Raw genomic sequence first — 15,528 nt, 5'->3', positions numbered from 1 at the left:
TCTCTTCTTAAAGATAGGTGGATGTGTGAAACGAGTCTTTAAGAAGAAAAGGGTGGTGCCCGTGAAGACGCAATATTACCCCAAACTTGGGTATCCAGGACGAGGGGGGTATCCTTATAGGTGATTTTCGATGTGGGTAAGCTTGTAAGGATAACGTCAAGGGCAGGGTCTTTGAGTTGTACAGCAGGTAAAAACGTGCCGCGCAGACACCAGTCACAAACAAAACCGTCTGTTTGTTCTGTGGGGAGGGAATCGTCTTGCTGTTCTGCCAGCATGACCTGACAGATACTATTGCGAAGGGCAGCTTCATATTCGCCCTGTTCGCTATGTTCCGTTGCAAAGAGGATAATAGGGGTAAATAATTGAAAAAGAAACGCGATCAGAAGCACGGCTGAAATATCAGCCTTTCCTGCCTTTTGAAAACGTTTTAACAAATCAATCATTTAGAAACATTCTAGCAAGTGTATTCTTGAGGTTTTTCTTATATACCAATTTTACTGAAATACAAATAAAAACGCCCTGCCTTTGGTCAAGGCAGGGCGTTTTATAAAGTATCCCGAACGTGGATTGGGGGGCAATTCGGTTCAGGTTACTTCAGTTAGGATTTAGCGTTCTACAAAGGCGCGTTCAATTACATAGTCGGCAGCATCGCCCGTGTGGGCAGAGGCACGAAAACCAAGATCATTGAGAATTTTACAGGTATCTTCCAGCATGCTCGGGCTGCCACAGATCATGGCGCGGTCCGTTTCCGGGTTCAGTTGCGGCAAGCCAAGGTCCTGACACAGTTTACCGTTGAGGATCAAATCGGTCAGACGGCCCTGATTACGGAAAGGTTCACGTGTCACGGTTGGATAATAAACCAGTTTTTCTGCGATCATTTCGCCGAGGTACTCGTGATTGGGCAGTTCTTCGTCGATGTAATCCTGATAGGCCAATTCGCTGACATGGCGCACACCATGAACCAGAATGACTTTGTCAAAGCGGTCATAGGTTTCAAAATCACGAATGATGCTCATAAATGGGGCGAGGCCGGTTCCGGTGGCAAACAGGAATAGGTTTTTCGCGGGTGTCAGATCATCAACAACCAATGTCCCCACCGGTTTTTTGCTGATCAGGATTTTGTCATCTTTTTTCAGGTGTTGCAGGCGTGAGGTCAACGGTCCATCTTGAACTTTAATACTTAAAAATTCCAGATGTTCTTCGTAGTTGGCGCTGGCGATGCTGTAGGCACGCGTCAGTGGTTTACCGTTAACTTCCAGACCGATCATAACAAAGTGGCCATTATGGAATCTCAATGCATCTGGACGCGAGGTTTTAAAGCTGAACAGGCTGTCGTTCCAGTGTTTTACTTCTAATACGTCCTCTTGGTAAAAAGCCATTTTTACTCTCTTCGTGTTCGCGATGGTCGGGGTCGTGGGCAAACCACGCCTGTCCATACATAGGGGGTCTAATCTCAATATTACAGGAACGGTCGAATGTTGTGTCCTGAAATTAAATGCACAATACGCAGTGTTAATTATTTGTCAATTACAAATAATTTTAGTTAAATAGAAAATATATAAAATTCGCACCCACATTAACGTGTGAACGGCGAATTTGGCCTATTCCTACTATTTTAGTTGGGTTAAGTAAAGTGAATATAAGAACGGTTCTTAGAGTTTTAAATCTCTGCTCAAGAAAAAAAAGTGTCTCATCTTTTCATAATTACAGAGAGTATGAGGATATAGCGTTTACTTCTGTGCCCTAATTTTGCCTTGCTCGGGGTGTAGCAGCTTATCCACTTTGTCGTTAATCGATTTTTGAGCTATTACCATGCAAGCCGTTTTAATTTTTTCACTCATCGCACCGCCTATTTTAGCCTTCTTATATGACGTGAAATTTCAAACCGTGATTTCGCGGGGTGAATTCGTTGTTCGTTTTGTGGCGGTCATGGCGTTTAATATTATTGCCAGTATGATTATGGAAGAAGCCTTGGCGGGCATGGAAATCATTGTAGTGAATTATCTTCTGACCTTTGCCAGTTCCACATTTATGTATGCGTCGATGATCGGTCGTATTCGCTCAACGTCCTTGCGCCCGGTTGGGCGATATTATCTGGTTAATCTGTTGTTATGTGCCGCTATTGTGGTGGTCTTTAGTGCCCTTTCCCCCTTGGCCGGGTTTGTGGCGGCATTGGGGCTTGTGTTATTATTCTGTATCTATCCTCCAAAAAGGGAAGCGTCTACCGCAAGCGAGGCAGCATAAAAAAAAGCCCGCCGTCCTGTTCAGGGTCGGCGGGCTTTTTTATGAATTGTGTCAGTGCTTAGCCAGCAATGGCTTCATCGTCTTCGTGCTGTTTTACTTCGCCACGGTTACGTTGAACCCATTCTTTAATTTGGCGACGTGCAGCATCAAATGCATCACGGATCGTGACATAGACATCTTCATGTGCGTGGTCATCTTTGTGATTTTTGTTCACAACGATTTCTTCGCCCGGCATGCTGATGTCGAGACGAATGTCATACAGTTTGCCTTTAGTCTGGCTTTTGTGCGGCGTGCTTACGGTGACGCGGCAGCTAACGATTTTGTCAGAATGTTTTTCCAACATTTCAACTTTTTCGCGGATACGCGCTTCGACAGCGTCGGAGTGGTCAACATCGCGAAAAACGATTTGCAAAGGAGACTGCATTTATCTCGTGCCCTAAAAAAAACTTTACAGATTGCGACCTTGCGTGCCGGAAAACGGCGCAAAGATCAGTGAATTTCCCATTCTCTTACCTGCTTATTTTTGATTACGCAACATAAGAGATGCAAGTTTTGCAGATTCTTTATACAAGAAGGGTTGCATACGGACGTTTTTTTAGACATATCCACCACATCCATTATCAATATAGGGATATTTAATTTTAGCCATGACCGAAGAAAAATTATCGTTTCAGGCAGAAGTCAGCAAACTTCTGCATATTGTCACCCATTCCTTGTACAGCAATAAAGAGATTTTCCTCAGGGAATTGATCTCTAACGCATCGGATGCGTGCGATAAATTGCGTTATGAAGCGCAAACCGATTCGTCTCTTCTTGATGGTGACTCAGATTTTAAAATCTCGTTGGAACTTGATAAAGAGGCAAAAACCCTGACGATTGCCGATAACGGCATTGGTATGAACCATGACGATCTGATTAATAATTTGGGGACAATCGCCAAATCCGGCACTGAAGCCTTTTTAAAGGCAGCACAAGATAGCGGGAAAAGCGATGTCAATTTGATTGGCCAATTTGGGGTCGGGTTCTATTCTTCCTTCATGGTGGCCGAAGAAGTGGTGGTGACCACCCGTAAGGCAGGTGAGGACAAGGCGTGGTCCTGGACCAGCAACGGCGAAGGTGAATATGTTATTGGGGATGCCACACGTGACAGCCATGGCACGACCATTCAATTAAAAATGCGCGAAGATCAAAGCGAATTTTTAGAAGACCATCGTCTGCGTCATATCGTTAAAACCTATTCCGACCACATCAATATTCCGATTGAGCTCAAAGGCGAAGAAGACGAAACGCTGAATTCTGCCTCTGCCATCTGGACACGCTCACAAAGCGATGTCAGTGAAGAACAGTATAAAGAGTTCTATCACCATGTCGCCCATGCCTTTGATGATCCGTGGCTGACTTTACATAACCGGGTTGAAGGGGTGATTGAATATACCAACTTGCTGTTCATTCCCGGTTCACGCCCGATGGATTTGTTCACACCGGAACGTAAAAATCACCTGAAGCTATACGTCAATCGTGTGTTTATCACCGATGATTGTGATGAAGTTATCCCGCAATACCTGCGTTTTGTACGCGGTGTTGTCGATAGTGGGGATTTGCCGTTGAATGTGTCACGCGAAATGCTGCAACACAATCCGGTTCTGGCAAAAATCAAGGCTGGCTTGACTAAAAAAGTCTTGGGTGAGCTGAAGAAAAAGGCCGAAAAAGATACAGAAGGCTACGCAACGTTCTGGGAAAACTTCGGCGCGGTCATGAAAGAAGGTATCTACGAAGATTTTGCCCATAAACAGGATTGTTTGGCCTTGGCACGCTTCAAATCGACAAAGGGTGATGATTGGGTTTCCTTGGCGCAATATGTCGAACGTATGAAAGAAGGCCAAGATCAGATTTTCTATATTTCCGGTGATGATATCGATGCCTTGAAGAAATCTCCGCAACTGGAAGGCTTTAAGGCCAAAGGGGTTGAAGTTCTGTTCATGACCGACCCGATCGATGAGTTCTGGATCCCCGGTGTAGGCGCTTTTGAAGAAAAGCAATTCCAGTCGATCACTAAAGGTGGGGCTGACCTGTCCAAGATTAAGAAGGATGGGGAAAATGAAGAAGACAGCAAAGAGGACAGTGCCGATAAAGATGGTGTGGACCGTTTGTGCGCTGCCTTCAAAGTGGTGTTGGGCGATAGCGTTCAAGAAGTTCGTTCCACGGACCGTTTGACCGATAGCGCCGTTTGTCTGGTCGCTGGCGAAGGGGCGATGGATCGCAACTTGCAACGTATGTTGAAACAGCATGGTCAGGCCGTACCGGATGATGCCCCAATTCTGGAGCTGAACCCAACACACAGCCTGATTAAGAAACTGGTTGACCTGTCTGCAGATGGGACAACGCCGACGATGGATGATGCGGCGCATCTTTTGCTGGATCAGGCCCGTATTATTGAAGGTGAAACCATTCCCGATATGACGGCTTTTGCCCGTCGCATGACATCGGCAATGGAAAAAGGCTTGGTTTAATACCGAGATAAAAGTGAAAACGGGCTGCGAAAGGAGATTTCTTTCGCGGCCCGTTTTTTATTTATCTATCTATCTATCTATCTATCTATATCTTCTAAGCGCCTAGAAGTCTGTGTGCCTTAATGTTTGGAACCGATTTTCTTGCGCATCTGTTCGACGCAACCGGCGAGTTCGTGAGGTGCAATCTTGTCGGATTTTGCGATTAAATGGATAATCGGGTCGTCCAGAAGTTCTTTTAATTTTGGCTCTTGCCCACCGCTACCGTAGGGTCCGATAACGGGAAGCTCGACCTTTTCCTTCGGGGACTTCAGGATGTTCAGGCCTAATAGCATAGCTTCCTCCTTCACGATGTGACTTGCATGGATATAGTTTGCAGGAGGTTGATTTCAAGGAATGCTTTGGTTGAAAGACTTTAATCCAGTTTAAAGGTTGCTATAATCTCAAGAGTTTCAGGATGTTGTAGAAAAAACCCTTGTCCGATGTTTCTGTCCTTTTGTGCAGAAAGGTCAAAATGACTTTGTCCACCCGACCATGTCCCGATTTTTTGCAGGGATTGAACAATATGATAGTTGGTCAGGCTGCGCCCGCGATTTTCCCCACGGCGGACTTCGGTTGTGTTTTCTTTCAGGTAATTGACCAGATATGCATTGAGCGGGCCTTCCTGTTTCGGTCCGCTAATGGAAAGACTGCTTGTACTGTATTCAAGGGTAATTTCCGTTTGCTGGGCAAGCTCATTTGTTATCGCCTTTAAGATATGGGCCTGATTATTGCCGCTCTCTTGATATCGACCGGATACCACCATTTGAGGTGTGTAGACATAACGTAAGTTGAAGTTGTGGGCATAGTTGCGTTGACGTTGGGTGAAGTCTGCTTTGGCATGAACATCTTTCCAGCCGATATAGTCCCAATAATCCACGTGGTAGGCCAAGGCAAGCACATCCGGGCGCTGGGCAAGCTTGCCTAAAAATGCATCGGCAGGCGGGCAGCTCGAACATCCTTGCGAGGTGAAAAGTTCAACAAGGGCGACCAGTTGATTGGCATTAGCCTGAAAATTGAATCCGAGAAGAAGGCTGAGGGTCAGAAACGTTGCTTTTTTCATCTGTGGGGGCTTTCATTATGGATCACCCCTCAAGAATAGGTATTGCTTCCTTCACAAGCCAATCACATCATAGTGAGCACCCTGCATATAAGCCAAGATCCGTCCTGCCATACCAAAGCCGCCGAGGCAAAGAATAACGCCATCCTCAGGTCGTTTGCCTTTTGCGAACGTAAGGGCACTATCGATATCGTGTGCGGTGTCTTTATATGTGGCGTTCAAGTGGGTGAGGATATGATCTGGTGTGTGCATATCGGCATCAAATTGAAGGGCAATCACATGATGAAATGTCCCTTTTATTGCAGCGAGGTCTTTATCATTTTTAAAAGCACAAATTAGACTGATGGGACGCTCAGGAAAAGCTGAAACAGCCGTTGCAACACTTTGCGCGTTATGGGCGACGTCCACATAGATCGGTGGATGGGAGGACAGTTTTTGCAACCGCCCCGGAACCTGAATACCAAATGTTTCAGGTAAGGTGTCGAGCGCAAAATGATGTTTTAAGGCATGGGCGGCAAGTCGGGCATTGCTTTGCAGCGGATCAAGGGGCGGGCAGGAGAGATCAATATAGGTCACACCGTCGGGTATGCAGTCTTCAAGACTATCCACGGCGCTGAGGAGTGTATCGCCCGATTTGCAAACAGCGGCCTTTTCACTTGCAATGGCGTGAAGGGTTTTTCCCAGAATGGCGGTATGTTCCAGATCGATTGAAGTTAAAACCGAAATTGTGCCCGGTGCAATACGAACCGGGTCGAATCGACCGCCCAATCCGATTTCCATAATGGCGAGATCGACCTTTTGTTCAGCAAAGAAAATCAAGGCCGCAAGGGTCAAAATTTCAAACCGCCCGCTTTGTGGAAGGGCGCGCGCGCGGTTTAAAGCCTGTGTCAGGCAAGCATCGAGGTCTTCATCTGTGATCATGTGTCCATTGATCTGGATGCGTTCGTTGACATGCAATAAATGGGGGGAGGTATAAAGCCCGACAGATTTCCCCAACCCCTGTGCCATTCGGGCCATAAGGTGCGCGGTGGTGCCTTTGCCGTTTGATCCGACAACTTTGATGCTGGGCACCATGTTCAGCCCTTGGCAAAGTTGGGCCATGCGTTCATTAACACCGGGGAGGCCAAAACGGGGATGTTGAAGCAGGCGATCTATAGCCGTCATGTGAAATAAGCCCGTTTAATCAAGCGCAAATAGGTTTGCGTACCGATAAAATAGATCAATCCCGTTTTGGGTAAATCAAGGCCGGATTTTAGGGCGTAAACATCGTTGAAATCCCCTTGATAGGCAATCGGATGTTGTTTTGCCTTTTCATAGGATAAGAAGCCGCGTTCCCCGGTCAGGATGATTTGGGAGATTGATGCACCCGTCTTTTGCAACAGGTCCAAAATACCATCGAAATCTTTATCATCGGGCAGCGACAGATAAAAATGCACCTGCCCGTTATAATCCTGCATAAGCCGATGTAGAAAGACCTCGTCCGCACTATCACGCGCGATCATGCCTTCGTACATCAAGGTCCGGTTGGCATCTTGTCGTGTGGTGAAAGAGGCACAAGGGACATCGATAATATCAATGGCGCGCCCACGAAAGGCGCGTAAGGCTTCGGTGGCGCTTTGGCGGGCCAGTTCGTACCAATGTGGATAGGCAAGGTCGAGTGTCTTTGTATCACGCGCACCTATGACCAGATGGTCACAAGTTTCTGAAATGGAAAGTTTGTCTGCGCGTATATCATCCAGTGTTGGCCCCAGATAATCACCATGTTCTAAAAAGATAGAGGTTACGACACCAGTATGGGCCGGGATTTGACCGCCTTCATCAAAACGTACACCGCGCCCGGTTTCAATAACAAACAGATCGACGTTTTCTTCTTTGAACCATTGCAGGGCAATCAATAAAAACAGACCGTAGGGCGAGAGATAATCAGGCGGCGATGGTATTTTAATTTGTGCCCATATTTTCTCAAAACAAGCAATAAAACGGTCTTCGGACATCGGCTGTCCGTTAATGCGCATGCGATCGGTATGGTCGATTTCTTCTGGGGAAATCACCAGACCCACTTTGCCAAACGGTTGAAGACTGTGGGCACAAAGCCGTGCAACCGTGCCTTTGCCCTTTGACCCGGTGACTTTCAGGATTTTATCGGTGGGCGGGATTAAATCCAGTTGCTGGGCCATATTCAGGATAATATGTGGATTGCGAACATCGCGGTCCAAACGTCCTTTTAACAGCGGTTTGACAGCAATGTAGCTTTCAAAAATCAGATCAAGCGCGTGATTGTAATTCATAGAAGTTGGCCACAAGACTGAGGGAGCCACAAATAACGATCCGTCCCGTTTTTGTGCGTTCGCGTTTAATCAATTCCAAGGCCAGAGGCAAGTCTTCACAGACCGTTGCCGTTGCCCCGATATTCATGACATTAAGGGCCAATTTTTCTGGTTTTTTACAGGGCTGGTTTGGGATAGGAACGGTGTAGACATGATCAACAACATCGGCAATTTCACGAATAAACGGCTTGCTGTCTTTTCGTTTGAGCATGCCAAGGATAAGATAAAGCGGGCGATCATCCCATTTTTTGAGCTGCCGACGCAGGGCTTGTCCGGCGGCTTGGTTATGGGCGCCATCCAGCCAAATTTCCCATTTTGGATCAAAGCTCGCTAGGGTGACGCGTTCCAATCGCCCCGGCCAGTGAACGGAACGCATGGCGTTGTTTAAGGCTTCATCAGGGAAATTGAAGCGGTCTTTCACCAATTCTAGACAGGCCAAGGCGACACCTGCGTTTTGAATTTGATGGGACCCGACCAGACCAGGACGGGGCCATGCGCGATCAACGCCTTTCCATCCTTCAAAAATAATACGTTCGCCTGCTTTTTTAATGAACCACTCGCGCCGTTCACGATACATGAGGACATTCAGCTGTTTGGCCCGTTCCCGAATGGCGTGATAGGCTTCGTCTTCTTGTTTGGCAATGACAACGGGAACGCCCTTTTTTAAAATCCCAGCTTTATGGCGGGCGATTTCAGCAACGCTTTCCCCCAGAAATTCTTTATGATCCAGTGAGATCGGCGTAATGGCACAGGCGATCGGGGCTTCAATCACATTGGTGGTGTCGCCTAATCCGCCCATTCCGGTTTCCAGCAACAGGACATGGCCTTTGGTACGGCTAAACGCCAGAAAGGCAGCGGCGGTCATGGCTTCAAATACAGTGAGGGGCGCACCTGCGTTGGCGTCTATAACTTCTTGGAGAAGGGCGCAATAGGTGTCTTCTTCAATTTCCTCACCTGCCAAGTTAACGGTTTCGCGGGCATTGAAAAAATGGGGCGAGGTAAAACTGTGTACCTTGTATCCAACGGATTCAAAAAAGGCGCGTAAAAAAGCGACGGTGGATCCTTTACCGTTGGTGCCTGCAACATGAATGGTGGGCGGCAGTTGTTGCTGCGGATTGCCCAATCGTTCCAGCAGGGTCAAAAATCGCTCAAGCCCCAGATCAATATCTTTGTCATGGAGCTTGGCAATTTCTGAGAGAAGGAGATCGCTAGTCAGCTTTATGGTCCTCGTCCTTTTCGTCTTTTTCTTCTGTGCCCGGAAGCGGTTCACTGTCAGGGCGGCGGATATCCGGCGGTGGCGGAATGTCGTTGATGTTATCTTCGACTTCCAACTCGACCGGTTTGTCACCATGCGCCAGTTCGACTAAATCCCCTGCCGGTTTTGTATTGCGCAACAGGCTGAGAACATTGATCAGGGTCGGGCGCAGTTCGTGGCGGCGTACAACCATATCGACCATGCCGTGTTCAAACAAATATTCAGCAGTCTGGAAGTCGTCCGGCAGTTGTTCGCGAATGGTTTGTTCGATCACGCGGCGACCGGCAAAACCAATAACAGCGCCACTTTCTGCAATCGCAATATCGCCCAGCATCGCAAAAGAAGCGGAAACCCCACCCGTTGTCGGGTCGGTCAGGACGACGATATAGGGTAGACCTGCTTCTTTAACCCGCTCCACACCGATGGTGGTGCGTGCCATTTGCATCAGGGACAGGATACCTTCTTGCATACGTGCTCCGCCGGATGCCGGAACAACGATCAGGGCCGCATCTTGTACAATCGCCAGCTTGGAAGCTGCAACCAGCCCTTCGCCGACAGCTGTTCCCATAGAACCGCCCATATAGGCAAAGTTAAAAGCGGCAATGACGACATTCTGCCCACCCATTTTACCATGTGCGACTACAAGAGCGTCGTCTTCCTTGGTTTTTGCATGCGATTCTTTGATGCGGTCTTTATATTTGCGGCGATCAGTAAATTTCAACGGATCTTGTTTGACCTTTGGCAGTTCGGCGCGGGTATATTTTCCCTCGTCAAATAACAATTCCAGACGCGCTGTTACGGACAGGCGCATATGGTGGCCGCAATGTTGGCAAACGTGGTGGTTCTTTTCCAGATCACGGTGGAAGATCATCTGACCACATTTGGTGCATTTGTGCCAAAGGTTATCGGGGATTTCCTTGGGGCGCACAAGGTCGCGCAGTTTCGGTTTTACGTAGTTTGTTAACCAGTTCATCGATTAAACCCCTTTAAGCTTTGGCGGCGTGTACGCCGTCAGCCAATTCTTGTACATAAGAGAGAACAGCCTCGGACAAACCCGCTTTGGCCTTGCCGTTTTCGTCCAGATTATCTGCGATCCGCTTGACAATGGCAGAACCGACAACAGCTGCATCGCTGAGACCCGCCATTGTTTTTGCCTGATCGGGCGTGTTGATACCGAAACCGATGGCAACAGGCAAGTCACTATGTTGACGAATGCGTTTCACAGCTGCATCTACATCGGATGTTACGGCGGATGCTGTCCCGGTTACCCCGGTGATGGATACATAATAAATAAAGCCGCTGGCCCGATTTGCAATTAATTGCAGACGGGCATCATCTGCGGTCGGTGTGCATAGATAAATAAAATCCAAACCGGCCTTTTGGGCGGGAATAGCGAATTCGCGTTCTTCTTCCGGTGGCAGGTCCACAATAATAAAACCGTCAACCCCGGCTTCAGCCGCGTCTTTGAGGAAACTATCCACACCATAAGAATAAATCGGGTTGAAATATCCCATCAGAACAATCGGTGTGTCGTTATCAGCTTGGCGGAATTCACGTACCATCGCCAAAACATTTTTCAGGTTCATGCCTGCCGCCAAGGCGCGTTGTGATCCCAATTGAATGGCTGGGCCATCGGCCATCGGGTCGGAAAACGGCATGCCCAGTTCAATGACATCGGCACCCGCACCGGGCATGCCCATCAGCAGTTTTTTCGATGTGGCAAGGTCCGGGTCACCAGCGGTGATGAAGGTAACGAGCGCGGAACGCCCTTCGGCCTTGAGCAGGTCAAAACGTGTTTTTAATCGGGTCTGGCTCATAGTACGGTCCCCATCGCCTTGGCAATCGTGTTGACATCTTTATCGCCGCGCCCGGACATATTGACCACGAGGATTTCATCCTTGGGCATTTGTTTGGCGAGCTTTTCAGCCTCCGCCAGTGCGTGCGAGGATTCAAGGGCGGGAATAATGCCTTCCAATTTGGTGCAAAGCTGGAACGCCGCGACCGCTTCGTCGTCTTTGATGGAATGATATTCCACCCGTCCGGCATCAAACAGAAAACTATGTTCCGGCCCAATACCCGGATAATCCAACCCGGCAGAGATGGAATGGGCCTCGGTAATCTGTCCATCGTCATCTTGCAGCAAATAGGTCCGGTTGCCGTGTAACACACCGGGGCGTCCACCTGTCAGGGAAGCGGCATGTTCATCGGTATCGACACCGTGACCGGCAGCTTCGACGCCGATAATGCGCACGTCCGTATCATCCAGGAAGGGATAGAACAGACCCATTGCGTTGGACCCGCCACCGACACAAGCCACGAGCGTGTCAGGCAGTCGGCCTTCCTGTTCCATAATCTGTTCGCGGACTTCTTCGCCAATAATTTTCTGGAATTCGCGCACCATAACCGGGTAAGGGTGCGGTCCTGCGACCGTGCCGATCAAATAATAGGTATCATGCACATTGGCGACCCAATCGCGCAACGCTTCGTTCATCGCGTCTTTTAAGGTGCCGGACCCGGCGGTCACCGGGCGAACTTCTGCGCCCAGCAATTTCATGCGAAAGACGTTGGGTTGTTGGCGTTCAATATCGGTGGCGCCCATAAAGACGGTACAGTCCAAACCAAACAGGGCACAAACGGTTGCGGTTGCCACACCGTGTTGGCCCGCACCGGTTTCCGCAATGATGCGTTTTTTACCCATGCGTTTTGCCAGCAGGATTTGACCGATACAGCTGTTGATCTTATGTGCACCTGTGTGGTTCAGGTCTTCGCGTTTAAAATAAACCTTTGCCCCACCGCAATGTTCTGTGAAACGTTCTGCGAAATAAAGCGGGCTGGGGCGACCAACATATTGTTTCAGGTAACCTTGAACTTGGGTCTGAAATTCCGGGTCGTTTTTGGCCTCGTTGAAATGTTTTTCAACATCGAGGATCAAGGGCATAAGGGTTTCAGCAACAAAACGTCCGCCGAAAATACCAAAACGCCCGTCTTCGTCCGGGCCTGCCATAAATGTATTGGGTGTGTTCATCGTTAAACGTGACCTATAAATATTTGCTTGTCTTATAGCGCATGTCGAAAAGGACTGGCAAAGAAAAATGGCGTTTTTTACTCAGCCTTTTACGGCTTTGAGGAAAGCTTCTATCAACTCGGGGCTTTTGACGCCTTTTTCGGCCTCAACCCCACTGGAAACATCGACCGCTTTGCATCCGCTTTGTTTCACCGCATCCTTGACGTTATCCACGGTTAAACCACCCGCCAGCATCCACGGCACCGTCCATTGGGTATCGCGCAGCAAGGACCAGTCAAAGGCAATGGCATTACCGCCCGGACGTGTCGCGTCTTTGGGTGGTTTGGCATCAAATAACAAACGATCGGCCACACCGTCATAGGTTTGCGCCTTTTCCACATCTTCAGTCGTTTCGATGGGCAGGGCTTTCATAACCGGCAGGCCAAAGGTCTGACGCACCTCTTCAACACGTTCTGGGCTTTCATGTCCGTGAAGTTGAATAATATCAAGGCGAACCTGATTAAGAACGCTCATCAGTTCATCATCGCTTGGATCAACAAACAGGCCGACTTTTAAAACATCGGCATCACCGACCATATCGAAAACTTCTGCCGCTTGTTCTGCGCTGACATGGCGCGGACTGGGCGGGAAAAAGACACATCCCAACAGGTCGGCCCCGGCCTGTATGGCAATATGGGCATCTTCGGGTGTTTTTAATCCACAGATTTTAACGGCTATAGACATGGCGTCCTCTCGTTCTTCCATAGGCGAGTGCCCATAACATAGCGAGTAATCCGCCCCCGATAAAGACTTTGGCGGTCTCCAAGGTTAAAAACATTAAATTCCATGCAAGGGCGGACGCTTCATCCCCCATTGCCAATTGGGTGAAGACAGGCATGTGTAAAATAAGGCGCAGGATAAAAACGGCAACCCATAAGGGCAAGGCAACCAACACACTGGCAGCAAATAGACGGGTGAAATCTTGACGTAACGCATGAAATGACATGGCGAATAGATCGCGCGTTGTTCGGGGGGCATCTTCAGCAATTGCAGGCAGAACAAAGGCAAAAACCTGCATGATCCAGCCTAGAAACAGGCTGGCGTATAAATGCAGGCTGACCCCGTCCAAGGCCGTTATGCCGCCCATGACCAAAATATCGGGTTGATGGAAAAATAACGGCTGATCAAACCAGAAGGCAAAGATAGTCAGCGGCATCAATACCAGTAGGGAAGCCTTATAAAAACGCCATTCGCGTACATTCAATTTCGGCAGGAAAGATGCGGCACCCTCAAAAGATCCTTTGAGGATAAAGCGTTGTAATTGTACCGCATAAAAGGTCCAAAGAGCGAGGATCATCAGCCATTCAACAACCCTTATGCCGTAAAAGGCTTCTGGTCCCCAGCTTTGCGGGGTGTGCCACAGGTTAATAGCAAGCAAAAGCAAAAAGGGAAATAAACCCGCCCTGACAAAGATCATCGGATTGCGAAAGAGGACGGCATAAACCCCGTTTACGAGGGCCAGAACCGGCAGTTTTTCGTCAGGTTTTGGGATGTCCAGCATGTTTTAAGACCTTTTCAGGACGATGTTTTCATAGAACTTTGCCAGCACCAGTGATGACCAGAGCATAGAGAAGACAATCAGGATATCTGAAAAAATCAGTTGAGGCAGGCTGGCCCAAAAATTATCCAGCGAGGGTGTCAAATCTGGAACCTGCATTAAGGCAAGCGTAAAGAAAATAACCGGGAAATAACAGAACAGGAATGCCGCCACGATGCGAAACCCATATCCGGTTGTCCAGTTGAAACTGGCTTTGACATTATCCCAGACGGAACCGGGGTGGTCCATTGCAAGGGCCGGAAAGGCAAGGCAGATCTTTAAATTTACCCAGAAGCCAAGCAGCATCCAGATAAACATGCCGCCCATATATTCCGGCGGGAGATATTCAAAAATTTCTGCCATATGCCCCAAAAATGTCAGGCAGAAGGTCAGAAAGAAGAAACGGACGAAAGGACGATTGGCCCCGTCTGCAACAGCATCGGCATTACGCAGCAGGTAAAACCGGGTAGACGACACCCCCAATAAAGCAAGCGCAAATGAATTGGAAATTGTCGACAGCGTTAAACCGACGACCGGAATTTTTACCAGAAATAGCGAGGCAATGGACAAGCACAGGGGTAGGAAAATATATTTGCGAAAGACCTTCGCATTTGCGCGCATAAAGGCTAATGCGTCAAAAACGACGGTCATGATTTGCATTTCCATATCGGCTTACAGCCCTTCCAGTTCGTGTGCAATTTTTTGGGCGGCTTCCACCGGATCATCGGCTTGGGTGATCGGGCGGCCAATGACCAGAATATCGGCACCTGCAATAACGGCATCACGCGGGGCCATTACACGTTTTTGGTCGCCTTTGGCCGCCCATGCCGGGCGAATGCCGGGGACGATTAATTTAAAATCAGGACCACAGGCCGCGCGGATCGGGGCAATTTCTTTGGCAGAACAGACCACACCGTCCAAACCATTGTCTTGGGTCAGTTTCGCAAGACGGACAACTTGGTCTTCGATGGTGTCATTAACGCCGATGGCGCTGAGATCGTCTTGATCCAGCGCTGTCAGGATTGTCACGGCGATGGTCAGGGGAATGCCTGCGTCGCGTCCGGCGTTTGCAGCCTGTTTCAACATTTCCGGCCCGCCTTGGGCATGCACGTTGATAATCTGTGGCGCAATCGGTTTTGCCGCACGAATGGCCCCGGCAACGGTATTGGGAATATCATGGAATTTCAAATCCAGGAAAACCGGCATGCCGACATCCCGAATGGCAGCAACCCCTTGCGGGCCATTGGCGGTAAAAAATTCTTTGCCGACCTTCATCCCCCCGACAAGCCCTTTCAGTTTTTGGGCGAGTTCAACAGCATAGGACACATCGGTTGTATCCAAGGCGACATAAATACGTTCAAAAGCTTTCATCGGTAAGGCTCACTTGATCGAAACGGGAAAAAAGGACTTTTTTTTGGCTTAGGGGATTTAGGCATTGATGTCAAAGAAAGAAAGGGCAGGGAAGGGTTATATCAAAGTCATTTTGGGAAAACCC

General features: G+C 48.6%; 17 protein-coding genes. 2 read left to right on the top strand and 15 right to left on the bottom strand.

Annotation, left to right across the window (positions count from 1 at the left end):
- Positions 1-38: 38 nt before the first annotated feature.
- Complete coding sequence (locus tag ACI0FF_RS17520; RefSeq protein ID WP_419798036.1) at positions 39-443, bottom strand: hypothetical protein; 405 nt, start codon at positions 441-443, stop codon at positions 39-41.
- 162 nt (positions 444-605) lie between these two features.
- Complete coding sequence (locus tag ACI0FF_RS17515) at positions 606-1,379, bottom strand: ferredoxin--NADP reductase (protein WP_419798035.1); 774 nt, start codon at positions 1,377-1,379, stop codon at positions 606-608.
- Positions 1,380-1,812: 433 nt separating this feature from the next.
- Between ACI0FF_RS17515 and ACI0FF_RS17510 the strand changes: the two genes are divergently transcribed.
- The gene (locus ACI0FF_RS17510) at positions 1,813-2,244 is read left to right on the top strand and encodes a hypothetical protein (RefSeq protein ID WP_419798034.1); all 432 of its coding nucleotides are present in this window, start codon (positions 1,813-1,815) and stop codon (positions 2,242-2,244) included.
- Positions 2,245-2,302: 58 nt separating this feature from the next.
- On the opposite strand, the gene ACI0FF_RS17505 is transcribed toward ACI0FF_RS17510, so the two are convergent.
- Entirely contained in the window at positions 2,303-2,668 is a 366-nt protein-coding gene (locus ACI0FF_RS17505) for an HPF/RaiA family ribosome-associated protein (protein ID WP_419798033.1), read from the bottom strand.
- A gap of 223 nt (positions 2,669-2,891) precedes the next feature.
- On the opposite strand from ACI0FF_RS17505, the gene htpG reads away from it, so the two are divergent.
- The gene (gene htpG / locus ACI0FF_RS17500) at positions 2,892-4,754 is read left to right on the top strand and encodes a molecular chaperone HtpG (RefSeq protein ID WP_419798032.1); all 1,863 of its coding nucleotides are present in this window, start codon (positions 2,892-2,894) and stop codon (positions 4,752-4,754) included.
- A gap of 119 nt (positions 4,755-4,873) precedes the next feature.
- Here htpG and ACI0FF_RS17495 read toward each other — a convergent pair whose 3' ends face one another.
- From ACI0FF_RS17495 to pyrF, 12 genes are all read right to left on the bottom strand, one after another.
- A complete protein-coding gene (locus ACI0FF_RS17495) occupies positions 4,874-5,086 on the bottom strand; it encodes a hypothetical protein (RefSeq protein WP_188663518.1) in 213 nt (70 codons plus the stop codon).
- An 80-nt stretch (positions 5,087-5,166) separates the two neighbouring features.
- The gene (locus ACI0FF_RS17490; protein WP_419798031.1) at positions 5,167-5,853 is read right to left on the bottom strand and encodes a DUF1223 domain-containing protein; all 687 of its coding nucleotides are present in this window, start codon (positions 5,851-5,853) and stop codon (positions 5,167-5,169) included.
- A gap of 51 nt (positions 5,854-5,904) precedes the next feature.
- A complete protein-coding gene (locus ACI0FF_RS17485) occupies positions 5,905-7,014 on the bottom strand; it encodes a bifunctional folylpolyglutamate synthase/dihydrofolate synthase (protein ID WP_419798030.1) in 1,110 nt (369 codons plus the stop codon).
- Entirely contained in the window at positions 7,011-8,138 is a 1,128-nt protein-coding gene (locus ACI0FF_RS17480) for a Mur ligase family protein (protein WP_419798029.1), read from the bottom strand. The genes ACI0FF_RS17485 and ACI0FF_RS17480 overlap by 4 nt, the downstream gene beginning before the upstream one ends.
- Positions 8,116-9,318 carry a bifunctional folylpolyglutamate synthase/dihydrofolate synthase gene (locus ACI0FF_RS17475; protein ID WP_419798028.1) on the bottom strand — a complete coding sequence of 401 codons (1,203 nt, stop codon included), beginning with the start codon at positions 9,316-9,318 and terminating at the stop codon, positions 8,116-8,118. The genes ACI0FF_RS17480 and ACI0FF_RS17475 overlap by 23 nt, the downstream gene beginning before the upstream one ends.
- A gap of 67 nt (positions 9,319-9,385) precedes the next feature.
- Entirely contained in the window at positions 9,386-10,405 is a 1,020-nt protein-coding gene (gene accD / locus ACI0FF_RS17470; RefSeq protein ID WP_419798027.1) for an acetyl-CoA carboxylase, carboxyltransferase subunit beta, read from the bottom strand.
- A 13-nt stretch (positions 10,406-10,418) separates the two neighbouring features.
- Positions 10,419-11,249, bottom strand: a complete 831-nt coding sequence (trpA, locus tag ACI0FF_RS17465; RefSeq protein WP_419798026.1) for a tryptophan synthase subunit alpha — start codon at positions 11,247-11,249, stop codon at positions 10,419-10,421.
- On the bottom strand, positions 11,246-12,457 hold the full coding sequence (trpB, locus tag ACI0FF_RS17460; protein WP_419798025.1) for a tryptophan synthase subunit beta: 1,212 nt from the start codon (positions 12,455-12,457) through the stop codon (positions 11,246-11,248). The genes trpA and trpB overlap by 4 nt, the downstream gene beginning before the upstream one ends.
- 81 nt (positions 12,458-12,538) lie before the next feature.
- Positions 12,539-13,180 carry a phosphoribosylanthranilate isomerase gene (locus ACI0FF_RS17455; protein WP_419798024.1) on the bottom strand — a complete coding sequence of 214 codons (642 nt, stop codon included), beginning with the start codon at positions 13,178-13,180 and terminating at the stop codon, positions 12,539-12,541.
- Positions 13,164-13,997, bottom strand: a complete 834-nt coding sequence (locus ACI0FF_RS17450) for a hypothetical protein (protein WP_419798023.1) — start codon at positions 13,995-13,997, stop codon at positions 13,164-13,166. Before ACI0FF_RS17450 ends, ACI0FF_RS17455 begins: the two co-directional genes overlap by 17 nt.
- A 3-nt stretch (positions 13,998-14,000) precedes the next feature.
- Complete coding sequence (locus ACI0FF_RS17445; RefSeq protein ID WP_419798022.1) at positions 14,001-14,699, bottom strand: hypothetical protein; 699 nt, start codon at positions 14,697-14,699, stop codon at positions 14,001-14,003.
- Positions 14,700-14,705: 6 nt separating this feature from the next.
- Positions 14,706-15,404 carry an orotidine-5'-phosphate decarboxylase gene (gene pyrF, locus ACI0FF_RS17440; protein ID WP_419798021.1) on the bottom strand — a complete coding sequence of 233 codons (699 nt, stop codon included), beginning with the start codon at positions 15,402-15,404 and terminating at the stop codon, positions 14,706-14,708.
- Between the last annotated feature and the right edge of the window lie 124 nt (positions 15,405-15,528).

Source organism: Terasakiella sp. 4MB5A, from assembly GCF_050058155.1.
Taxonomy (GTDB): Bacteria; Pseudomonadota; Alphaproteobacteria; order Rhodospirillales; family Terasakiellaceae; genus Terasakiella; species Terasakiella halodenitrificans.
Note: the sequence above shows the minus strand (reverse complement) of the source record. Positions and strands in the feature narration are given on the sequence as shown.